Origin of the sequence: Microbacterium sp. UBA1097 (genome assembly GCF_002313585.1) — a bacterium.
Classification (GTDB): Bacteria; Actinomycetota; Actinomycetes; order Actinomycetales; family Microbacteriaceae; genus Microbacterium.
Map to the genome: position 1 here is coordinate 62,442 of NZ_DCBW01000048.1, position 20,661 is coordinate 83,102.

General features: G+C 66.3%; 22 protein-coding genes and 1 pseudogene. 12 read left to right on the forward strand and 11 right to left on the reverse strand.

Going from position 1 to position 20,661, the window contains the following annotated elements; all coding sequences use genetic code 11:
* Positions 1-3: 3 nt before the first annotated feature.
* The 4 genes from B4F19_RS12105 to sufU all read left to right on the forward strand — a co-directional run bounded on the left by B4F19_RS12105 (position 4) and on the right by sufU (position 4,984).
* Positions 4-1,017 (forward strand): LacI family DNA-binding transcriptional regulator, encoded by a 1,014-nt coding sequence (locus B4F19_RS12105; protein ID WP_292735252.1) that lies wholly within the window; start codon positions 4-6, stop codon positions 1,015-1,017.
* Between the two features lie 43 nt (positions 1,018-1,060).
* Entirely contained in the window at positions 1,061-3,157 is a 2,097-nt protein-coding gene (locus B4F19_RS12110; protein ID WP_414683163.1) for an APC family permease, read from the forward strand.
* A gap of 100 nt (positions 3,158-3,257) precedes the next feature.
* Positions 3,258-4,541 (forward strand): SufS family cysteine desulfurase, encoded by a 1,284-nt coding sequence (locus B4F19_RS12115; protein ID WP_292735258.1) that lies wholly within the window; start codon positions 3,258-3,260, stop codon positions 4,539-4,541.
* The gene (sufU, locus tag B4F19_RS12120; RefSeq protein ID WP_292735261.1) at positions 4,541-4,984 is read left to right on the forward strand and encodes a Fe-S cluster assembly sulfur transfer protein SufU; all 444 of its coding nucleotides are present in this window, start codon (positions 4,541-4,543) and stop codon (positions 4,982-4,984) included. The genes B4F19_RS12115 and sufU overlap by 1 nt, the downstream gene beginning before the upstream one ends.
* A gap of 49 nt (positions 4,985-5,033) precedes the next feature.
* On the opposite strand, the gene B4F19_RS12125 is transcribed toward sufU, so the two are convergent.
* Positions 5,034-6,014, reverse strand: coding sequence for an SRPBCC family protein (locus B4F19_RS12125; protein ID WP_292735264.1), 981 nt, complete (start codon positions 6,012-6,014; stop codon positions 5,034-5,036).
* Between the two features lie 2 nt (positions 6,015-6,016).
* Complete coding sequence (locus B4F19_RS12130) at positions 6,017-6,388, reverse strand: ArsR/SmtB family transcription factor (protein ID WP_228179294.1); 372 nt, start codon at positions 6,386-6,388, stop codon at positions 6,017-6,019.
* 166 nt (positions 6,389-6,554) lie between these two features.
* On the opposite strand from B4F19_RS12130, the gene B4F19_RS12135 reads away from it, so the two are divergent.
* Both B4F19_RS12135 and B4F19_RS12140 read left to right on the forward strand, forming a co-directional pair.
* Entirely contained in the window at positions 6,555-6,845 is a 291-nt protein-coding gene (locus tag B4F19_RS12135) for a hypothetical protein (RefSeq protein WP_292729685.1), read from the forward strand.
* Between the two features lie 196 nt (positions 6,846-7,041).
* Positions 7,042-7,299 carry a hypothetical protein gene (locus B4F19_RS12140; protein ID WP_292735267.1) on the forward strand — a complete coding sequence of 86 codons (258 nt, stop codon included), beginning with the start codon at positions 7,042-7,044 and terminating at the stop codon, positions 7,297-7,299.
* A 260-nt stretch (positions 7,300-7,559) separates the two neighbouring features.
* On the opposite strand, the gene B4F19_RS12145 is transcribed toward B4F19_RS12140, so the two are convergent.
* From B4F19_RS12145 to urtA, 8 genes are all read right to left on the reverse strand, one after another.
* Complete coding sequence (locus tag B4F19_RS12145; RefSeq protein WP_292729679.1) at positions 7,560-8,147, reverse strand: helix-turn-helix domain-containing protein; 588 nt, start codon at positions 8,145-8,147, stop codon at positions 7,560-7,562.
* Entirely contained in the window at positions 8,147-8,716 is a 570-nt protein-coding gene (locus B4F19_RS12150) for a TetR/AcrR family transcriptional regulator (RefSeq protein WP_292729677.1), read from the reverse strand. The genes B4F19_RS12145 and B4F19_RS12150 overlap by 1 nt, the downstream gene beginning before the upstream one ends.
* Positions 8,706-10,385 (reverse strand): purine-cytosine permease family protein, encoded by a 1,680-nt coding sequence (locus B4F19_RS12155; protein ID WP_292729675.1) that lies wholly within the window; start codon positions 10,383-10,385, stop codon positions 8,706-8,708. The genes B4F19_RS12150 and B4F19_RS12155 overlap by 11 nt, the downstream gene beginning before the upstream one ends.
* Positions 10,386-10,480: 95 nt before the next feature.
* Complete coding sequence (urtE, locus tag B4F19_RS12160; protein ID WP_292735269.1) at positions 10,481-11,161, reverse strand: urea ABC transporter ATP-binding subunit UrtE; 681 nt, start codon at positions 11,159-11,161, stop codon at positions 10,481-10,483.
* Positions 11,161-11,982 (reverse strand): urea ABC transporter ATP-binding protein UrtD, encoded by an 822-nt coding sequence (urtD, locus tag B4F19_RS12165; protein WP_292729672.1) that lies wholly within the window; start codon positions 11,980-11,982, stop codon positions 11,161-11,163. The genes urtE and urtD overlap by 1 nt, the downstream gene beginning before the upstream one ends.
* A complete protein-coding gene (gene urtC, locus B4F19_RS12170; protein WP_292729669.1) occupies positions 11,979-13,079 on the reverse strand; it encodes an urea ABC transporter permease subunit UrtC in 1,101 nt (366 codons plus the stop codon). Before urtC ends, urtD begins: the two co-directional genes overlap by 4 nt.
* Entirely contained in the window at positions 13,076-13,960 is an 885-nt protein-coding gene (urtB, locus tag B4F19_RS12175) for an urea ABC transporter permease subunit UrtB (protein ID WP_292729664.1), read from the reverse strand. Before urtB ends, urtC begins: the two co-directional genes overlap by 4 nt.
* A 95-nt stretch (positions 13,961-14,055) precedes the next feature.
* Positions 14,056-15,354 (reverse strand): urea ABC transporter substrate-binding protein, encoded by a 1,299-nt coding sequence (gene urtA / locus B4F19_RS12180; RefSeq protein ID WP_292729661.1) that lies wholly within the window; start codon positions 15,352-15,354, stop codon positions 14,056-14,058.
* Between the two features lie 470 nt (positions 15,355-15,824).
* Between urtA and B4F19_RS12185 the strand changes: the two genes are divergently transcribed.
* The 6 genes from B4F19_RS12185 to B4F19_RS12210 are packed head-to-tail and all read left to right on the forward strand — an operon-like array spanning position 15,825 to position 20,404.
* Positions 15,825-16,127 (forward strand): urease subunit gamma, encoded by a 303-nt coding sequence (locus B4F19_RS12185; RefSeq protein WP_292729658.1) that lies wholly within the window; start codon positions 15,825-15,827, stop codon positions 16,125-16,127.
* Between the two features lie 10 nt (positions 16,128-16,137).
* On the forward strand, positions 16,138-16,473 hold the full coding sequence (gene ureB, locus B4F19_RS12190) for an urease subunit beta (protein ID WP_292729655.1): 336 nt from the start codon (positions 16,138-16,140) through the stop codon (positions 16,471-16,473).
* Positions 16,473-18,176, forward strand: coding sequence for an urease subunit alpha (locus B4F19_RS12195; RefSeq protein ID WP_292735271.1), 1,704 nt, complete (start codon positions 16,473-16,475; stop codon positions 18,174-18,176). The genes ureB and B4F19_RS12195 overlap by 1 nt, the downstream gene beginning before the upstream one ends.
* Positions 18,176-18,847, forward strand: coding sequence for an urease accessory protein UreF (locus tag B4F19_RS12200; protein ID WP_292735274.1), 672 nt, complete (start codon positions 18,176-18,178; stop codon positions 18,845-18,847). The genes B4F19_RS12195 and B4F19_RS12200 overlap by 1 nt, the downstream gene beginning before the upstream one ends.
* Entirely contained in the window at positions 18,840-19,616 is a 777-nt protein-coding gene (ureG, locus tag B4F19_RS12205) for an urease accessory protein UreG (RefSeq protein ID WP_292735277.1), read from the forward strand. The genes B4F19_RS12200 and ureG overlap by 8 nt, the downstream gene beginning before the upstream one ends.
* On the forward strand, positions 19,613-20,404 hold the full coding sequence (locus tag B4F19_RS12210; protein ID WP_292735280.1) for an urease accessory protein UreD: 792 nt from the start codon (positions 19,613-19,615) through the stop codon (positions 20,402-20,404). Before ureG ends, B4F19_RS12210 begins: the two co-directional genes overlap by 4 nt.
* Here the strand turns inward: B4F19_RS12210 and B4F19_RS12215 are convergent.
* A pseudogene (locus tag B4F19_RS12215) lies at positions 20,353-20,661 on the reverse strand (PadR family transcriptional regulator); the annotation flags it as partial. The gene B4F19_RS12210 and the pseudogene B4F19_RS12215 overlap by 52 nt on opposite strands.

Sequence of the window (20,661 nt, forward strand, 5' to 3'; positions counted from 1 at the left end):
GTGATGGTCGGTATCGATGAGGTAGCCCGCGCGGCCGGGGTGTCCACGGCCACGGTGTCGCGGGCGCTCAGCGGCAAGCACAACGTGTCGGATTCGACACGGGAACGCGTGCAAGAGGCAGCGCAGCGCCTCGGATACGTCGTCTCCTCGTCGGCCTCGAGCCTGGCATCCGGTCGTACCCGCAACATCGGGGTCGTCATCCCGCACCTTGACCGCTGGTTCTTCAGCACGCTGCTCAGTGGCATCGCCGAACAGGTGACCCGGGCCGGATACGACATCACGCTGTACAACGTGACACCCGACCGGGAGCACCGCCGGCAGGTCTTCGAGACCTTCCTGCGCCGCCAACGCGTTGACGGCGTGATCGCCGTCGCGCTGGAACTCGGCGAGCACGAATCCAAGACGCTGCTTTCGCTCGGGATGCCGGTGATCGCGATCGGCGGACCCAACGAGTTGCTGCCAACGCTCTCCATCGATGACGTCGGGCTCGGGCGCCTCGCAACCGAGCATCTGCTCGCGATGGGCCACCTCGACATCGGCCACATCGGCGCCGACCCCGAGTTCGACATCGACTTCCACATCCCCTCCAGCCGACGGCACGGCTTCGAGCTGGCACTGCGAACGTCGGGTGTCGAGCCGAGGCCCGAACTGTTCGAGCCCGGCGACTTCACGATCGAAGGAGGCTTCCGCGCCGCGAAGCAACTCCTCGGCCGGCCCGGAGCCTCACCGACCGCGATCTTCGCGGCATCCGATGAGATGGCGATCGGGGCGATGCTGGCAGCCCGCGACCTGGGTTACCGCGTGCCGGAGGACCTGTCGATCGCAGGAATCGACGGCCACGAGCTGGGCCGATTCTTCGACCTGACCACGGTCGACCAGTTCCCCGCGGGGCAGGGCGCGCGCGCCGCCGCGACCATCCTCCACGAGCTCGAGCAGCCGGCGGGCAGTGTTCCCGACCGCGAAGAGCTGCCGTATGAGCTCGTCGTCCGCGGCAGCACCGCCCGCATCAGCGCGTAACCCCGGGACTTCCGAAGCTTGCGCGGCTGCCCGCGCAGGCGTAATCTCACCCGCCGTGACACCTGACGCGCCCGAATCGGGCGTACCCGAGACGCCGGTCGCCAAGCGCATCCTCCTGGGCCAGCCGCTGTCATCCGACGCGATGGACGAGCACCTCCTCCCGAAGAAGATGGCACTGCCGATCTTCGCCTCCGACGCGCTGTCGTCAGTGGCCTACGCGCCGCAGGAACTGCTGATGATCCTGCTGACCGGCGGCCTCGCGTTTCTCGCCTTCTCGCCGTGGATCGCCGCCGCCGTCGTGGTGCTGCTGAGCGTCGTCGTGCTCAGCTATCGGCAGCTCATCAAGGCTTACCCGTCGGGCGGCGGGGACTACGAGGTGGCCCGCACCAACCTGGGCGAGGTGCCCGGCGTCGTCGTAGCGGCAGCCCTTCTGGTCGACTACGTCCTCACGGTCGCCGTTTCGGTGGCCTCCGGGGTCGACAACATCATCTCGGCGCTGCCTGGACTCGACCCGGCGCGCGTCGAGCTGGCCATCGGCTTCGTCGTCGTGATCGTGCTGATCAACCTGCGCGGCGTGCGCGAGGCATCCCTCGTCTTCGCGATCCCCACCTATGTCTTCATCGGGTCGGTGGTGTTCATGATCGGCACCGGGCTCGTCCGCACCGCGCTGGGGGATCCGCCGGTCGCGTCGTCGGCAGAGTTCGCGGTGCAGGCCGAGAGCCTGTCGCAGGCTGCCGTCATCCTGCTTGTGCTTCGCGCTTTCTCGAGCGGATGCTCCGCCCTGACCGGTGTCGAAGCCGTATCCAACGGCGTGCCGGCGTTCCGCCGCCCCAAGGTGCGTAACGCCCAGATGACTCTCACGATGATGGGCGGCGTCGCGATTCTGATGTTCGCGGGGCTTACGGTGATCGCGCTGGTCTCGGGCGTGCACTACGCGGAAGACCCGTGCACGCTCGTCGGGTTCGACTGCGAGAATCAGCCGCAGCCGAGCCTCATGGCTCAGGTAGCCGCAGCGACCTTCGGGATGGGGTCGATCCCCTTCTATCTGATCCAGGCAGCGACGGCGCTGGTGCTGCTACTGGCGGCCAACACCGCGTTCAACGGATTCCCGCTCCTCGGGGCGGTGCTCGCCCGCGACGGGTACGCTCCGAAGGCGCTGAACACGCGCGGCGACCGACTCGTGTTCTCCAACGGGATGCTGGTCCTCGGGCTCATCGCGATCGCCGTGCTCGTGATCTACCAGGCCAACCTCACGACCCTCATCCAGCTGTACATCATCGGGGTCTTCGTCTCGTTCTCGCTGGGCCAGCTCGGCATGGTGCGGCACTGGCGCCGCATCCTGCGTGCCACCACACGCGTCGAGGCGCGGCGAGACCCGGCATCCGCGATCGAGAGACGCGGCGCGCTCACCGGCCTCGTGATCAACACGACCGGCGCAACCTTTACCGCCGCCGTGCTCGTCATCGTGACCGTCACGAAGTTCACCCATGGCGCATGGCTCGTCTTCCTCGCGATCCCGATCCTTGCGACCCTCATGCTCGGCGTGAACCGGTACTACCGCGACGTCGAGCACGAGATCCGTATGGATGACGAGATCCACTTCGGTTCGGACGGCGATGTCGCCCTCGTGATGGTCAGCCGGCTGCAAAAGCCTGTCGTGAAGGCTCTCGACTATGCGGTCGCGGCCCGGCACGACAAGACGATCGCCCTGCACGTCGCAACCGATCACGAGGATGCCGACGCGCTGCAGGAGGAATGGAAGGCTCACGCGATCCCGATCCCGCTCGTGATCATCGATTCGCCGTACCGCACCTACGCGGGACCGATCGGCGAGTTCATCCGGCGCTATCGGGAGAAGAACGGGCCCGCCGTGTTCACGGTGTACCTGCCGCAGTACATCGTCGGGCACTGGTGGGAGACGATGCTGCACAACCGCCGCTCCCGGCGGCTCGCCCAGCAGCTCATGCTGATTCACGGCGTCACGATCACGCTCGTGCCGTGGTTGCTCGACTCCTCGGAGTTGATCTACGGTCGCCGGTCGCGTCCCCTGCCCGGCCAGGAGCGGGCGGGGCGCCCCTACGATCCGGTCGAGAACTTCGAGCACGCCGAGCACTCAAGCCTCGAGCGTCCGCAGGATTAGCGCGCGGCATCCGTCACCCCGGAACCGTCGACCCTCGATCCGCCAACCCCGGAACCGCCGACCCTGATCCCTCCAGCCCGGCGGCGCGTACGCTGGAGGGGTGACCGTTACCGCCGTGACCCCGCTGGATCTCGCCGCCATCCGCGCCGATTTCCCTCTGCTCGCGCAGGAGGTGAACGGTCACCCGCTCGCGTACCTCGATTCCGCCGCCACGAGCCAAAAGCCGCAGCAGGTGATCGATGCCGAGGTCGAGTTTCTGACCCACACGAACGCCGCCGTTCACCGCGGTGCCCATACCCTTGCCGCCGAGTCCACTGACGCGTTTGAGGATGCCCGCGAGGCGGTCGCCGCGTTCGTGGGCGCCGGCGAGGGGGAGCTCGTCTGGACTTCCGGTGCCACCGCCGGCATCAATCTCGTCGCATACGCGATCGGGAATGCGACCCTCGGGCGGGGCGGCGAGGCTGCGCGGCGCTTTGCCCTGCGCCCCGATGACGAGATCGTCGTCACGGAGTCCGAGCACCATGCGAACCTCATCCCGTGGCAGGAACTCGCTGCCCGCACGGGTGCGCGGCTGCGCCACATCCCGGTGCTCGATGACGGACGCCTCGACATGGATGCCGCCGCCGAACTGGTCGGCGACCGCACCCGGATCGTTGCCTTCCCGCACGTGTCGAACGTGCTCGGGATCGTGAACCCCGTCGATGAGATCGTCGCCCTCGCTCGACGAGTCGGCGCGATCACCGTCATGGACGCGTGTCAGTCTGTGCCCCACCTGAGCCTGGACCTTCCGGCAACCGGCGTGGATTTCGCCGTGTTCAGCGGCCACAAGATGCTCGGCCCGTACGGCATCGGCGGACTCTACGGCAAGCGGGAGCTGCTGAACGCGCTACCGCCATTCCTCACCGGCGGGTCGATGATCACGACCGTCACGCTCGATGAGGCCCAGTACCTGCCCTCGCCGCAGCGCTTCGAGGCCGGCACACAGCCGGTTTCGCAGGCTGTCGCGCTGGCCGCCGCCGCGCGCTACCTGCAGTCCCTCGGCATGGACGCGGTCCACGCCCACGAGGTCGAGCTCGAGCGGCGCATGCGTGACGGGCTGCGTAAGATTCCCGGCATCCGTCTTCTCGGCGACACTGACGCCGCGCCGCGCGTCGGTCTTGCCGCGTTCGCCGTCGACGGCGTCCATGCTCACGACGTCGGACAGTTCCTCGATTCGCGGGGTGTGGCGGTGCGCGTGGGCCACCACTGCGCGCAGCCCCTGCACCGCCGGTTCGGCCTCACGGCATCGGTCCGAGCCTCGGCATCCGTCTACACGACCCCCGATGAGGTCGACCGATTCCTGGACGCGACCCGTGGCGTCCGCGCATTCTTCGGAGCATCCTGATGAGTCTTGAATCCCTGTACCAGGAGCTGATCCTCGACCACTCCAAGCGTCCGCACGGCTTCGGTCTTGCCGAGGCCGACGACCACACCGGCACGAGCTATCAGCGCAACCCGATCTGTGGCGACGAAGTGACGCTGCGGGTGCGCGTCTCGGACGACGGTCAGACGATTCGCGATGTGACGTGGGAAGGCCAGGGCTGCTCGATCTCGCAGGCGTCGGCATCCATGCTCGTCGACCTCATCGACGGCGTCCCACGCGAGAAAGCAGCCGAGCTGATCGACGGCTTCCGTGAGGCGCTGCGCTCGCGCGGCACGATCGAGCTCGACGAGGACGTCTACGAGGATGCCGCGGCCCTCTCGGGAGTCTCGAAGTTCAGCGCCCGCGTGAAGTGCGCGATGCTCGCCTGGGTAGCCCTCGAAGAGGGCCTCGCCCAGACAGCCTGAGGATTTCGCATCCGGCCCTTCGCGTGAGACGGATGCCGCGAGCGGCGGCTCAGGCCGGCAGGAGCTCCCGCTCCAGACGGGCGTAGCTGGTCTCCATGCCCTCGGTCATGCCGGTGGCAAGAACCAGGTCGCGTGTGTCCTTGTCGGGGTACTCGATGACGAGCGTGATGAGGGTCGCGCCGCCCTCTTCGTAGAGCGACATGTCGTTGAGCGTCGACGGGAAGTCGGTGCCGGTCATGTGCTCGGTCGTCACCGCACGCCTCGGGGCCTCGCTCACGAGCGTCTCGCCATCGAACCCGAACGCCTCCCCCTCAACGCCCTCATCCGGCGTCCACTCGTACCGGTAGCGTCCACCGACCGCCGGATCGATCTCGCACACCGTCATCCGCCAGCCGTCGGGGCCGAGCAGCCAGCGCTTCATGAGCTCGGGCTCGGTGTGAGCCCGCCACACGAGATCCCGGGGTCCATCGATCAGTCGCGTGATGCGCACGTGCGTGTCGCTGAGGATCTCGGCCTGCGTGCCCTTGCCCTGGGCGTACTCCCGGAGGTCCTGCAGCACCGCATCGAGCTGGTTGATCGCGAGGGTCGATCCTTCGACGGCGCCCATCGCGATGACCTGCTCCAGGGCGTCGAGCGAGTCGAAGTAGGTGATGTTGGTGAGTCGCGAGCCCTCGGGCGTCGCCTCGAAGAGGAACTCGACGCGCATCGTGGGCATGCCTTCGAGCACGTCGCCGTCACCGTTGAGGAACGAGTCGAGCACCTCGAATCGGTGTGGCGAATCGATCGCGGTGAACTCCCAGCCGCCGCGCGACACCTCGCCCTGCGGGCTGGTCATCTGGTACTGCGCGCGGCCCCCGGGGGTGAGATCGAACGACGTGAAGGTCGCCGGCCACCCCGGAGGGCCCCAGAAGCGATCGAGCTGGGCAGGCTCGGTGAACGCCTGCCAGAGGCGCTCGACGGGCGCGGCGAAGTCGCCGACGAGTGTCATCGTGAGCGCGTCGGGGTCGGTGGTGACAGCGGTGACGGGCATCGTCAGTTCCCTTTCGTGGTGATGGATGCCGATGGGTCGGATGGCTCGGCGAGCAGGTCGTCGAGTCGGTCGATGCGCGCACGCCACAGGTCCTCATAGCGGGCGAGGAGCGCTTTCGCTCTGGCGATCATGATCGGATCGGCGCGAACGAGGCGCTCGCGTCCCTCCGCTCGCTTGATGATGAGGCCGGCCTCTTCGAGGACGGCGACGTGCTTCTGGACCGCCGCGAAGGACATGTCGTAGTCCTGCGCGAGCGCCGAGACCGAGTGCTCGGACTCGATAGTCCGGCGCAGGATGTCGCGCCGCGTCGCCGCGGCGAGCGCGTGAAACACGCGGTCAATCTCATCATCAGTGAGGTCCTTTTGTACAACCATTTGGTTGTACGTTAAGGCGCGCCAAGGCCGCCGTCAACCCCGAAGAGTTGTTGATTTCGCGCGTTTCCGCGGTGCGACCGTCGGGCGTCGCCGATAGGGTCATCCCGTGCCGACTCCCTGAGAATCGCTCCACTTCGTCCGCGGCGCGGCCGAAGCAGACGAACCAATGGGGTCGAAGGAGAAGTGGTGGGTCGAGCTGCCGATGTTCGGCGACCGACAGTGGTTACTCAAACTCGCGCGACTCGACGAGCTCGATGGGACTGTCAGCGGAGAAGATTGGGCCGAGTGGACTGTCCACCAATTGGCCGAGCAGCTCGGCGTCCCGAGCGCGACTATCCGCCCAGCAATCCTGGAAGGTCGGCGCGCAATCGTGTCCAGGTCAGTGCTTCGGGACAGTCTCGAGTACCTCGATCATGGCAACAGCGTGCTGTCAGCACGGTTCGCCGACTACGACTAGTCAATCCAGGGCGAGAACCAGGGCTACACGGTGGCGGCCGTCCAGCATGCGCTCGAGGAGGTTGGGCCGCCGGCCGACATCGACTGGCCAGGTGACTTCACTGCCTTTGACGTGTGGACCGGCTATCTGCTTATGGATGCTTGGGTCGCCGGACGCGACCGCCATCACGAAAACTGGGCGGTCATCCTCCGTGGGGGTGAGCGCCGTCTGGCACCTCCCTTCGACCATGGAAATGCGCTCGGCTCTCGAGGAAGACAACGAGGTGAACCCGAAGGCGGTTCTCGTCAATACCCTCGACGGCCAGAAGTTTGGCTACGTTCCGGACTGGCTCTGCCCAGATGTCCACGCTCGGATCAAGGACGGCTGGTCGATCACAGCGATCGCAGAGCGGGTCAACCCGGACGCGCCAGCACACGTTCGTGTGCTCTGCCGCCTCGACGCCTTCCGCGGCTAGCGATTGCCCGGAGCGGTTCTCGTGCGTCACAACTCGGTAAGCGTGACGGGACGGTCGACCCAACCGTCTTTGTAGGCTCTCGGGTCGGGAAAGTACCACGACAAACACCCCCCGATCGCACCTCGAAGGCTCGCCTGACGTGACATCCAGTGTCATCCCGCCGCGTTCCCGAAAGGATGTGCCCGCCGTCCACTCCGGGTGTGGCCACTCGGTCGTCGACAGCTCTACCCCGACGACCTAGCCTGACCACGCGGAGCCGCTCAGAGCGTGCGGGACCCTTCCGCGCGATCCCGGATCGGATCGAGAATCGCCTCCGCAGCCCAGGTCGCAGCGTCGGCGATGTCGCGACCACTCATCCCCAGCTGTCGGCGCATTGCCACCCAGGTCGCCGCCGAGTCGAGGTGACACAGTGCTGCGACAATCTGCTGTCGCTCGTTCTCCCCTAAAGAAGGGACCTCGTGCCGCAGGAGCGCACTGAACGCCTCGCGGTACGGGGCGGGCTCGGCACCGTTGACGCCGCGCATCGAGGTTTCGGCGACCACATAGGCCAACTCCGGGCGACGATCGTACGCTTCCATGGCCTCGCGAATCGCGATCGGGACATCGAAGATGGACTCGCACTGCGATCGAGAGAACGTCGTCCTCTCGATCCAAGCGGATGTCGCAAGCAGCAAGTCGACGCGGGTCGGGTAGTGACGGAACACCGTGCGCTCTCCGACTCCCGCCCGCAGCGCGATCACGCGAAAGGACACGTCATCCGTGCCCACTTCCTCGATCAGTTCGGCGTATGCCGCGAGGATCGCCGATTGGGTGGCAGACAGTTCGGCGTCCGCGTCGGTTGCGGCCACTACGCCGCCCTGCTCGCCTTCGTCTCACGTGGGAGCACTTGAGCCATCGCGGACTCGAAAGCCTCGAAGGTCTGGTCTCCGCTCATGTCGAAGCCCGTCCGCATCCGCGCCCAGAACTGCGCAGATGCGAAGTAGCGAGCGTTGGCGGCGATTCGTAGCGCGTCGCGTCGGTTCAGACCGGGCACCGACTCGTGCAACATGACCATGATCGCATCGGTCATCGGCGTAGCCTGCTCGTCGCCCATCGGGGAAAGTGAGGCACCCCGGGCCGCCACGAAAGCAAAGGCCGGCTCCGCGGCATACGCGGCAAAGCGACTCCGCACGGCTTCCCGGAACTGCGCGAACGTGTGGAACTCGGCGATCCGGAAGTGCTCCTCCTCGATCCAGCGACCCAGCGCATCCAGAAGGTTCGACCTCGTCGGGAAGCGGCGGTAGATGGTGCGCTCTGACACGCCGGATGCTTCGGCGAGATCGAGGTACGTGATGTCCTCGAATGTCCGATGTCGCAGCAGGGTCGCCGCGCAGGCGAGGATCGCACCAGAGGTGTCGATCGTCTCGTCAACGACCACTGTCGCGCTCTCCTCTCGTCGGCGGCGGCTCCGGCGGTAGGACGTATCGGTCCGAATCGTCGAGGGTGAGAGCCAGCGACGAGACGTATTGCACCTCGCCCCGAGGCCCCAACTCAGCCGACATCAGCATATCCGGCCGCTCAAAGGTGTACCCCGTGACGTGGCAACGAAGTCGCTCTCCGGAAGGATTCCCGTCCGCATCCAGAATCGGCGTCGGGATGCCGTCTGAGGACCGGCGCAGGTAGTACCGACCCCGCGTCGCGATCGCCATGAGCGGGGTCACGATGAGAGCTACCCCAATAGCAATCAGCACCGAGAATGGCTGCAGATTCGGGCCGAACGCCCCGGCAAAGGTCAGCAGCGACAGCAGGGAGGCGAGGCTCACAGATACGAGGCCGACCGGGTTCCAGTCGTGCAGCATGCCCCGCCGGAACTCGGGGTAACGCGGCGAGATCTTCAGGATCAGCTTGTTGATGACGATGTCGGCCGAGATCGTCACGAGCCAGGCCATCACAACGTTGGCGTACAGGCTCAGGACGAACGAGATGAGGCTGAAGACATCCATGAGCATGAGGGCAAGCGCGATGATGAGGTTGAACAGCACGAACACCGTGCGCCCGGGATATCGCTTGCGCACCCGGGTGTACACGTTCGACCAGGCCAGCGACCCCGAGTACGCGTTGGTGACGTTGATCTTGATCTGGGCGATCACGATCAACAGCAGCACCAGCGCGAGGGCGAGCCAGTCGGGCACGAGCGATTCGTACATCCCCAAGAACTGAGCGACCGGCTCGACTGCTCGGTCGCCGATCATCGGATCGACCTTGGTGACCAGATAGACCGCCAGGAACAGTCCGATGAGCTGCTTGGTCCCGCTGAAGACCACCCACCCCGGCCCGCTGAAGACAAAAGACACCCACCACGAGCGCGAGTTTCGCGCGGTGCGCGGCGGCATGACCCGGATGTAGTCGATCTGCTCGGCAAGCTGCGGGGTCAGCGCGAAGCACACCGCAGCGCTGGCAACGATCGCGCTGAAACTGACCTCGCCGTCCGAGAGTCCCGTGAACTCGACGAACTCGACGACCGACTCCGGTTGGGTACCGACGATCCAGATCAGGGGAAGCAGCGCCAGCGCCAGCCACAGCGGCGTCGTCCAGAATTGCAGTCTCTCCAGCGCCCGCATCCCGTAGATCACGATCGGGATCACGACCACTGTCGAGATGACATACCCCAGCGGCAGCGGAATCCCCACCGCCACAGCGAGTCCCTGCGCCATGATCGCGCCTTCGAGCGCGAAGAAGATGCAGGTGAATCCTGCGAACACGACGGTGGTGATGATCGACCCGTAGTAGCCGAAGCCGGAGCCGCGGGCGACCAGGTCGAGGTCGAGGTTGTACCGCGCCGCGTAATAGGCGACGGGAAATCCCACCGCGAAGATGATCACGGATGCCAGCAGGATGCCGAGCATCGCGTTTGCCGTCCCGTGCTCCAGCCCGATACTGGCGCCGATAGAGAAGTCGGCGAGAAAGGCGATCGACCCTAGCGCCGTACCGCCGACGGACAGGGCGCTCCACCGGCGGAAGGAGCGCGGAACGTAGCGGAAGGCATAGTCCTCAAGACTGTCTTCTGCAGCCGCTCGCGCGTCGCCCGCACGGTTCAGGGTCCGCATGCCCAGCGCACCCACTCTCACCTCCGCGATGTCGTCTGCTTCGGATTGTGCCGAGAGTGTGTTTCACCGGCGTTGCCGCGAGGAATCGATCTGAATCAGATCGCCATCGCGGCGCGTACATCGTCGATCGCCGACGCCCCACCCTCACCGCTCATCGTGATTCGACCCGATTGCAGCACGTAGTACGTGCTTGTCGATCGCAGTGCGAAGCCGACATGCTGCTCGACCAGCAGGACCGAGAGATCGCCGCGACGCGTGAGGTCGATGATGACCCGTTCGATATCAGCGACGATGTTCGGCTGGATACCCTCGGTGGGTTCATCGAGTACCAAGAGTCGCGGCTTGGTCAGCAGGGTACGAGCGATCGCCAGTTGCTGGCGCTGACCGCCCGACAGGAGGCCGGCCCTTCGCCCCAAGAGTTGCTTAAGGACCGGGAAGAGGTCGAACACTTCGTCGATATCGGAGCTGCGCTTTGCCACCAGCTGGAGGTTTTCCAGCGTGGTCATTTGCGGGAAGGACTGCTGCCCTTGCGGCACGTAGCCAAGACCGCGCTGCACCCGCTTCGAGGGCGGCATCTTGGTGACATCCTCACCGTCGATGCGTACCTGTCCACTCATCACCGGAATCAGGCCTGTAGCGACGCGCAGGAGGGTGGTCTTGCCCGCACCGTTATGACCCATCACCGAGACGGCGGAGCCGGTCGGAATCTGGATGGTGACGTCATGGAGCACCTTGGTGCGCCCATAACCTGCTGTGACGCCGGTGATCTCGAGCATCAGTGGCCCCCCTCGCCTTCCACGGCGGCGTCGGCGGCCGTCCCCAGATAGACCTCCTGGACCCGCCGGTCCGCCTGCACCTGTTCAACAGTCCCGGCAGCCAGGAGCTTGCCCGAGTGCATCACGGTGACCCACTCGGCGTAGTTGCGCACGAAGTCCATATCGTGCTCGATGACGATGATCGTGCGCTGATCGCCGATGCGCTGGAGCAGTTGCCCGGTCTCGTCCCGTTCGTCGGCATTCATGCCGGCCACGGGCTCGTCCAGGAACATGACCTTCGCGTCTTGGACGAGGAGCATGCCGATCTCAAGCCACTGCTTCTGCCCGTGCGCGAGGATGCCGGCAGGCTTGTCGCGAAGCCCGGACAGGCCGATCGTCTCTAGCGCGGACTCCACGTACTCGGGCACTCCGCGCCGAGCAAGAGGAAGTCCCCAGGCCCGGCGATGCAGACCGCCCGCGATGTCGAGGTTCTGGAGCACCGAGAGCTCGTCGAACACTGTCGCGGTCTGGAAAGTTCGCCCCACGCCGGCACGCACGATCTTGTTCGCCTTCATCGAGACAAGATCCATCCCGTTGTAGGTGGCAGTCCCGGTCGCGGGAACCAGACCGGTCAAGGCGTCCACGAGGGTCGTCTTGCCTGCTCCGTTCGGTCCGATGAGAAAGTGGACCTGTCCCTTGAGCATGAGCAGATCGACATCGTCGACTGCCTTGAACCCGTCGAAGCTGACCGTGAGGTGGGACACGGTCACGGAGGTTTCGGCATCGGGGACGAGGACTCCCGCGTCGGATGCTGCGGGCGCCGTGCTCGCGTCCTCACTCATGCTTTCGCCTCGCCTTCGATCGGCAACGGCGCGGGTGCGGAGGTGCGGTCACGCGCCAACAGGTCTTTGACCCGCCCCACCAGGGAGGCCAGGCCGTTGGGGAGGAAGAGGGTCACGACGACGAAGAGCAGACCGAGCAGGTATACCCATCCGTCGGGCCAACTCGAGGCGAGGCTGGATTGACCCCATCCGATGGCCATGGCACCCAGCACCGGGCCGAACAGGGAGGCCCGACCGCCGAGGGCAACGCCGGCGATCATGAGGATCGACGCGGAGGCCCCGATCTCTTGCGGCGTGATGATCCCGACCAGGGGAACGAACATGGCGCCGCCGACGCTGGCCATGACCGCGGCGATGACGAAGGCGGCGAGCTTGACGTTGGCCGGGTCATAACCCAGGAACCGAACGCGCTCCTCAGCGTCGCGGGTCGCCAGCAGCAGCTCGCCGAAGCGGCTGCGGTAGAGCTGCCACACCACGACCATACAGACGACGAGAAGACTCGCGGTGATGAGGTAGACCATCACCTGATTGGCGGGATCCTGCAGGTCGTATCCGAAGAACGAGGTGAAGCCGCTGAGGCCTGTGTCACCTCCGGTTTCGCGGATCGTCGAGCTGATCCAGATGGCGAGCGCGACGGCGAGCGCCTGGGTGAGGATGGCGAAGTAGGCACCTTTGACGCGACGCTTGAACAGCGCAAAACCAAGGATGCCGGCCACGATGATCGGCAGCACGAGGATCGCGAGCAGGGTGAACCACGGACTGCGGAAGGGCTCCCAGAAGGCGGGGAGCGGGGCTAGCGGGTCGTAGAGGATCATGAACCCGGGCAGGGCGTCCGGGCCGGCGGTTTCCAATGTCATGTGCATGGCCATGGCGTAGGCACCGAGGCCGAAGAACACGCCTTGCCCCATGACGAGCATCCCGCCGCGTCCCCACGCCAGTCCGATCCCGACGGCGACGATCGCCCAGGCGCAGTACTTGCCGAGGTTGTTGACCCAGTGCATCGTCAGGATCGACGGCGCCACCGCGAGGAGGATGACGGCGAAGATGCCGATGCCGATGAGCGAGTACCAGGGCTTGAGCTTGGTCAGGATGGTCATGCCAACCCCCTCGTGCGGACGGTGAACAGACCCTGCGGGCGGATCTGCAGGAAGACGACGACGAGCACGAAGGCGAGCACCTGAGCAAGGCTCCCGCTGGTCAGGTCGGCGAAGAAGGCCATCGCAATGCCGATCGCGAAGGCGGCGATCACGGTGCCCTTGATCTGCCCGATACCCCCAGCCACGACGACGAGGAAGGCGGGAATGATGTACTGGGTCCCCATCTGGGAGTTGGTTCCCCCGATGAGGGAGGCTGCGACACCCGCGACTCCAGCCAGTCCCGAGCCCACGAAGAACGTGATGCGGTCCACGGTCCGGGTGCGCACCCCGACGGTCTCGGCCAGGTCGCGGTTTTGCACCGTGGCGCGAATCCGGCGCCCGAACGAGGAGTACTTGAGCCAGGCGGCGAGGATCGCCACGCACGCCGCGGCAAGTCCGATGGTGAACACCTGGCGCAGTGGCCAGGCGTAGCCGAAGACGTTGATCTGGCCCTGGAGCCAGCCGGGGTTCTCCACCGGCACTCCCTGGGCGGGGAAGATCTGCAGGGCAGCCTGTTGCAGGATGAGTGCCACACCGACGGTGACCAGCAGTGTGTCAAGCGGGCGACGGTACATCCACTGGAGAATTCCGGCTTCCAGCAGAAGGCCCAAGAGCCCGGCGACGACGAAGGCGACGGGCAACGCGACAGGGATAGAGATGTTGCTGTCGGGGATGACGAGCTGAACGAGGAATGTCGTGAAGGCGCCGACCATGATGAACTCGCCGTGCGCCATGTTGATCACCCCCATCTGGCCGAAGGTCAGGGTGAGGCCGAGTGCTGTCAAGAGCAGCAAGGCGCCCAGCGCGGTGCCGTTGAGCAGCGGCGGAATCAGTGCATCCATTCGAGTTCACTCCCTTCTGTTCTCGCGCGTGTTCATGGAAGAGCCGGTGCTGCGGGGCCCCGGACAGGCCGGGACCCCGCAGTGCCTTGTGTGTGTCAGCCCGCGGCTGCCACGAGGGCGTTGCGCACGTCCTCGGGGAACCAGGAGTACTGCTCGAGGTACGGGTCGGGCTCGATGAACCCGTCCGATGCCCAGACGATGTCGAACTGGTTGTCGGCGTTGATGCGTCCGATGTGGCCCGGCTTGGAGATGTGGTGGTTCTCCCCGTTGAGGGTCACGACACCCTCGGGAGCGTCCACCGTGATCTCGTTGTCCAGGGCAGCCTGGTTGATCGCGTCGACGTCGAAGGAGCCAGCGGCTTCAACGAGGGCCTTGTAGAGGTAGAGCGAGATGTACGCGGCCTCCATGGGGTCCGAGGTCACGCCGCTGCTGCCCGGGTAGGCCTGCCAGGCCTCGATGAACGCCGGGTTGTTCGGGGTGTCGAGGGACTGGAAGTAGTTCCACGAGGCGTAGTTGCCGGTGACCTCGTGACCCATCGCGGGAGCTTCTTCTTCAGCGATCGAGACCGAGATGATCGGTGTCTCTTCGGGAGTGAGGCCCGCGTCGTAGTACGCCTTGATGAACCCGACGTTGGAGGAACCGTTGATCGTGTTGAAGATGTAGTCGGGGTCAGCCTCGACGATCTTGGCAACCTGGGTCGTCCAGTCGTCACGATCCAGCGGCACGTACTCTTCGCCGACGATCTCGATGCCGAGCTCCTCTGCGTAGAGCTTGATGATCGCGTTCGCGGTGCGGGGGAAGACGTAGTCCGATCCCGCCAGGAACAGGGTCTTCACTCCCTGCGATGCCAGGTAGTCCATGGCGGGAATGATCTGCTGGTTGGTCGTGGCACCGGTGTAGTAGATGTTCGGTGAGGACTCGAGGCCTTCGTACTGGACCGGGTAGAAGAAGAGGCCGTTGTACTCCTCGACGACAGGCTTGACAGCCTTACGCGACGAGGAGGTCCAGCCGCCGAAGATCGCGGCGACGCAGTCCTGCGTGAGCAGCTTCTCGGTCTTCTCGGCGAAGGTGGGCCAGTCGGTGGCGCCGTCTTCCTGGATGTATTCGATCTGCTTGCCCAGGATGCCGCCGTCGGCGTTGATCTCATCAGCCGCCATGTGCAGCACGTTCGAGACCGTGGTCTCGGAGATCGCCATGCCTCCGGTCAGCGAGTTGAGGAATCCGAGCTTGACGGTGTCGCCCGAGGTGTCGACGCAGCTCTCCGCGGCCGCAGGGGCTTCGCTCGAGGCTGCGTCGTCGGTGCGGGCGCCGCATCCGGCGAGGACGAGGGCTGCGGCTGAGGCCATGGCGCCTGCCGCAAGCAGCGTCCGTAGACGCCTGCCAGTGGTGATCATGCTGTGCTCCGTTTCAGGTTGCGTGTGCGAGAGCGCAAGCCGCACCGTCCGCACGGATGGCGCGACGAATACCGCTTGCGTGGCGTTCCGCGTCGGATGCGCCGTTCGCCCGGTCAGAGGATCTGTGGTGCGGGGTGGGACCCCTCGCCGAGGTCTGAGCGAAGAGGTCCCGAATCGCCGGTGGCAGAACACCGCCGACTGCTGCAGGTGAGTTCACCATGGACCCGTGGCATTACATTGCCATTACTCGAATGTGTCGACCATGTAAAACTGCCAGAGCCGTGATCCGCCTAGTGCCTTGAAATTACAGGGTTTTTCGCTGGTTCTCACCACGTCATGACGATGACAATGATGAGTGACTGACGCAAAAATGACAGACTTCTGTCACTGCTCGGGACACTGTCCGACAAGCATCCTGACAGTGATCCGACTCGCCGGCTCCTCAGGAGCCACGCCGAAGGGAGCGCCCCGTGCATCTGTCACCTGCGGATACCGAGAAGCTGCTGCTCGCCGTGGCGGGCATGGTGGCCAGAGATCGCCAGGCACGCGGCGTGAAGCTCAACCACCCGGAGGCCGTAGCCCTCCTGTCGACGTGGGTGATCGAGCGCGCCAGAGAAGGTGTCGGGGTAGCGGAACTCATGGCGGCGGGGCGCACCGTGCTCACCCGCGATGACGTCATGGAGGGCGTGGCCGACATGCTCGTCGACGTCCAGGTCGAAGCCACCTTCCCCGACGGACGCAAGCTCGTCACCGTTCACCATCCGATCGACTGAGAGGATCACCGTGGCATCGGGAACATCATCAGGACCGGGAGCCATCCGCGTGCGTCCGGGCCAGATCGAGCTCAACGCCGACCGCGACGCCGATGAGCGCCTCGAGTTGATCATTCTCAATACGGGGGATCGTCCCGTGCAGATCGGCTCCCACATCCATCTGCCCGACGTGAATGACGCGCTCGACTTCGACCGCGCGGCAGCTGCGGGATGTCGACTCGACATTCCCTCGGGGACCTCGGAGCGTTTCGAGCCAGGGGTCTCCAAGCGTGTGGCAGCGGTGAGCCTGCGCGGGAATCGGCGTGTGGCAGGCATCCGCATCCGACACGAGGGAGGAGATCTCTGATGGTCAGGATCGACAGGGAAAGATACGCCGCGATCTACGGGCCCACCGCCGGCGATCAGGTGCGCCTGGGCGACACCGACCTCTGGATCGAGATCGAGAGGGACCTCACCGCCGGCGGCGAAGAGGCAGTGTTCGGGGGCGGCAAGTCGATCCGCGAGTCCATGGCGCAGAGCACTGTGTCGCGCGCCGATGGCGCCCTGGACACCGTGATCACGAACGCGATCATCCTCGACTGGTGGGGAATCGTGCGCGCCGATGTCGGCATCCGCGACGGCCGGATCGTCGGGGTCGGGCGCGCGGGGAACCCCGACATCGCCGATGGCGTCGACCCTCGGCTGATCATCGGACCGTCCACCGACGTCATCTCCGGTGAGGGGAAGATCCTCACCGCGGGGGCGATCGACTCGCACGTTCACTTGCTCTCCCCGTCACAGATTCACGAGGCGCTCGCGGCGGGGATCACGACGATCGTCGGAGGAGGAACGGGACCGTCCGAAGGGTCGAAGGCCACCACCGTCACGCCGGGGTCCTGGCACCTCGAACACATGCATCGTGCCCTGGATGCCCTTCCGGTCAACGTCCTGCTGCTGGGCAAGGGGAATACCGTCTCGGCAGCGGCATTCGAAGAGCAGGCGCTCGCAGGTGCGGCGGGCTACAAAGTCCACGAGGACTGGGGCTCGACTCCGGCAGCGATCGACGCGAGCTTGCGCGCCGCCGAGGACTGGGGCCTGCAGGTCGCGCTGCATAGCGACTCGCTCAACGAGGCGGGTTACGTCGATTCGACGATCGCCGCGATAGCGGGGCGCACGATCCACGCGTTCCACGTCGAGGGGGCGGGGGGCGGTCACGCTCCCGACATCCTCTCGATCGCGAGTCTTCCCTACGTCATTCCCGGCTCGACGAACCCGACGCTGCCCCACACGGTCAACACCGTCGCCGAGCACCTCGACATGCTGATGGTCTGTCACCACCTCAACCCGGGAGTACCCGAAGATCTCGCCTTCGCGGAGTCCCGCATCCGGGGCACGACGATCGCCGCCGAAGACATCCTGCATGACATGGGCGCGATCTCGATCACCTCCTCCGACGCTCAGGCGATGGGACGGATCGGCGAAGTCATCACCCGGACCTGGCAGGTGGCGCACGTCATGAAGGCCAGGCGCGGAAGCCTCGGCACCTCCCTCCCCGCCGACAACGAACGAGCCCGTCGGTATGTCGCGAAGTACACGGTCAACCCCGCGATCGCTCACGGCATCGACGCGGAGGTCGGCTCGGTCGAGGTGGGCAAGCTCGCCGACCTCGTGCTGTGGGATCCACGGTTCTTCGGGTTCCGTCCGAGTGTGGTCATGAAAGGTGGTGGGCTGGTGTGGGGAGCCCTCGGCGATCCGAACGCCTCCATTCCCACCCCGCAACCGGTGCTGATGCGTCCCGCCTTCAGCGATGCCATCGGCGGTGCCCTATCGGTGTCGTTCGTCTCTCCCGCCGCGCTGGCGGCGGGGATCGAGGGCCGACTCGGACTGACACGCCGGATGCTGCCGCTGCAGTCCACCCGCGGAATCAGCAAAGCCGACATGCGCAACAACGATGCGCTGCCGCGGATCGACATCCGACCCGACACGTTCGACATCCGCATCGATGGCGAGCTCGTCGAACCCGCCCCCGCGTCGCGGCTCCCCCTGGCCCAGCTCTACCAGCTGTTCTGATGGCACTGTCCTCGACCTCCGCCGCGATGCTCCTCGCGGATGCCAGGCTGCCCTCCGGCGGTCACGCGCACTCCGCCGGCGTGGAGCCCGCGCTGATGTCGGGCCTGCAGGCAGCGGAGCTTCCCGCTCTGCTGCGCGGTCGGGCAGCCACGGTGACCCTCGTCGAGGCGGGGACTGCTGTCGCCGCACGCCACGTGCGCATGATCGACGGTGATCTGGACGCTGTCGAGGCGGCATGGGCGGCCCGTACCCCGAGCGCCGCGCTGAGGGATGCCGCGCGCCACCTCGCCCGCGGATACCTGCGGGTCGGGACCGAGCTCCTCCCCGGCGACTCGGCTATCCACACCTGGCGCGGGCGGGCGACCCCTCCGCCGCGGGCCTGCGTGCTCGGGGTCATCGCGGCGGGGCTAGACATGCCAGCGCTGGATCTGGCGCGACTGGTCGTCTACGAGGACATACAGGCAGCTGCAGCCGCGGTCCTCAAGCTCGAGCCTCGCGATCCGCTCGATCTGGTCTCTCTCGTGGTCGAGGTCTGCAGCGAGATCGAGAACGAGCTACCGCTGATTGCGCAGATCACCGACCCGACCGACATCCCCGCCCTGTCCGCACCGCAATCCGAACAGTGGGCCCAGGCCCACGCCCAATCGACCAGGAGGCTCTTTCGTGCCTGACCACTCACCTCGCGCCCTGCGGCTTGGCGTTGCCGGCCCCGTCGGCACCGGCAAGTCCTCACTCATCGCGACGATCTGCCGCATTCTTGCCGACGAGATCCGCATCGGCGTCATCACCAATGACATCTACACCGACGAGGATGCCCGGTTCTTGCGCTCTGCCGGAGTGCTCGATCCTGAGCGCATCGTCGCCGTGGAGACCGGGGCCTGCCCGCACACCGCCATCCGCGACGATGTCACCGCGAACCTGCTCGCCGCCGAAGACCTGGAGCGTGCCTTCGCGCCCCTGGACCTCGTCGTCATCGAGTCGGGCGGCGACAACCTCACCGCCACCTTCTCGCCCGCGCTCGTGGATGCGCAGATCTTCGTCCTCGATGTAGCTGGGGGCGGCGATGTCGCCCGAAAGGGTGGTCCCGGTATCGCCCGGGCCGACCTGCTTGTCGTGAACAAGACCGACCTCGCGCCCTATGTCGGGGTGGATGTCGAGCAGATGGTCGCCGACGCCACCCTCGCCCGCGACGGCCGCACGGTGCTCGCTCTCTCACGCACCGACGCCGTCTCGGTCGCGGCGTTGCGCGAGTGGGTGCTGTCGATCCTCGCCGCACACCGCGACGGATCGCACGTCCCCCAGGATCCCGGCCCCATGGCCCCCCACTTCCACGCCGACGAGGAAGGCGGCGGGTTCCTGCACAGCCACGCCGACGGCGAGCACGCTCACGCACACGCGGACGGGGCCCTGCACGATCACGCGGACCACGCCCACTCGTGAGACCCACCGTCGTCGAAGTGAGCGCGCGGGGCGACTCTGTCGCGTGCGCACTGGACGGCGAGCTGGTTCTCCCCCGCCTCGTGCATCGCCGGGGGCACTCGGTCGAGATCGCGCTGGTCTCGGGCCGAGCGATGCTCATGCCCGGGGACCACGTCGAGCTCGACATCCGTGTCGGGGACGGATGCTCAGTGCGCCTGGTCGACATCGGCGGTCTCATCGTCTACGGGCGAGAGGAGGTCGGCCAGTCGCAGTGGCACGCGCGCCTTGACCTCGGCGCCGATGCTCACCTCGTGTGGGATGGCCTGCCCACGGTGGTCACCGACGCGGGCTCTCTCACGCGGTCGATGACCGTGCGACTGGGCGCCGGAGCATCCGTGATCGCCCGCGAAACGCTCGTCCTCGGTCGCTCCGGCGAGCGCGGCGGCGCGCTCACAGCCGATGTGGACGTGACGGATGCCGCGGGCCCGGTGCTGCGCGAGCGCCTGCAGGTTCGCGGCGACCAGCCCCGGCCCGGCATCCTCGGCTCACACCGCGTGGTGGATTCAGTCCTCTACCTCGGCGAGGGGATCGAGGCGCCGCATGTGCCAGGCGCTCTGCGTCTGGACCTGGAGCGCGGGGGCGCTGTGCTGCGCTACCTCGGCGACCATGCCCACGACAGCCCGCTCGAGCGCCTGCTACCGCTCGGCACGGCGCTGCCGTTCGCTCGGAGCGCCAGCGATGATCCGGGTCTCGTGTCTTATACCGAGACCGGCCGAGGCGATGCTGGTCGTCCGCGCTTGGGACGGTGAGTGTCGAGTTCAAGCACCATTGCGTGTGGGGCATGCGCCGCGAGTTGTGCTTCGACGTGATCGAGCCACCGAAGTTCCGCCTCGACGCCGAAGATCATCGATGCGGTGACAAGCGACCAAGCGAGCTCTTCCGGCCCGCCCACGACCTCGCCACCGAACGTCGAACTGCGCAGAAACTCGAGGCGCCCCCTCGATGCTCGTCGCTGCGTGCTGATGATCTCGAACGCATCGACTCCCGGCAGCGTGGCCGCGAGCGC

Bases quoted from the DNA above. Each gene is read 5' to 3' on its own strand.
- urtC (WP_292729669.1), bottom strand. From the start codon at position 13,079: ATGACCATCCTGACCAAGCTCAAGCCCTGGTACTCGCTCATCGGCATC.
- sufU (WP_292735261.1), top strand. From the start codon at position 4,541: ATGAGTCTTGAATCCCTGTACCAGGAGCTGATCCTCGACCACTCCAAG.
- B4F19_RS12130 (WP_228179294.1), bottom strand. From the start codon at position 6,388: ATGGTTGTACAAAAGGACCTCACTGATGATGAGATTGACCGCGTGTTT.
- urtA (WP_292729661.1), bottom strand. From the start codon at position 15,354: ATGATCACCACTGGCAGGCGTCTACGGACGCTGCTTGCGGCAGGCGCC.
- urtD (WP_292729672.1), bottom strand. From the start codon at position 11,982: ATGAGTGAGGACGCGAGCACGGCGCCCGCAGCATCCGACGCGGGAGTC.
- urtE (WP_292735269.1), bottom strand. From the start codon at position 11,161: ATGCTCGAGATCACCGGCGTCACAGCAGGTTATGGGCGCACCAAGGTG.
- B4F19_RS12155 (WP_292729675.1), bottom strand. From the start codon at position 10,385: ATGCGGACCCTGAACCGTGCGGGCGACGCGCGAGCGGCTGCAGAAGAC.
- B4F19_RS12195 (WP_292735271.1), top strand. From the start codon at position 16,473: ATGGTCAGGATCGACAGGGAAAGATACGCCGCGATCTACGGGCCCACC.
- B4F19_RS12200 (WP_292735274.1), top strand. From the start codon at position 18,176: ATGGCACTGTCCTCGACCTCCGCCGCGATGCTCCTCGCGGATGCCAGG.
- B4F19_RS12125 (WP_292735264.1), bottom strand. From the start codon at position 6,014: ATGCCCGTCACCGCTGTCACCACCGACCCCGACGCGCTCACGATGACA.
- B4F19_RS12135 (WP_292729685.1), top strand. From the start codon at position 6,555: ATGGGGTCGAAGGAGAAGTGGTGGGTCGAGCTGCCGATGTTCGGCGAC.
- B4F19_RS12105 (WP_292735252.1), top strand. From the start codon at position 4: ATGGTCGGTATCGATGAGGTAGCCCGCGCGGCCGGGGTGTCCACGGCC.
- urtB (WP_292729664.1), bottom strand. From the start codon at position 13,960: ATGGATGCACTGATTCCGCCGCTGCTCAACGGCACCGCGCTGGGCGCC.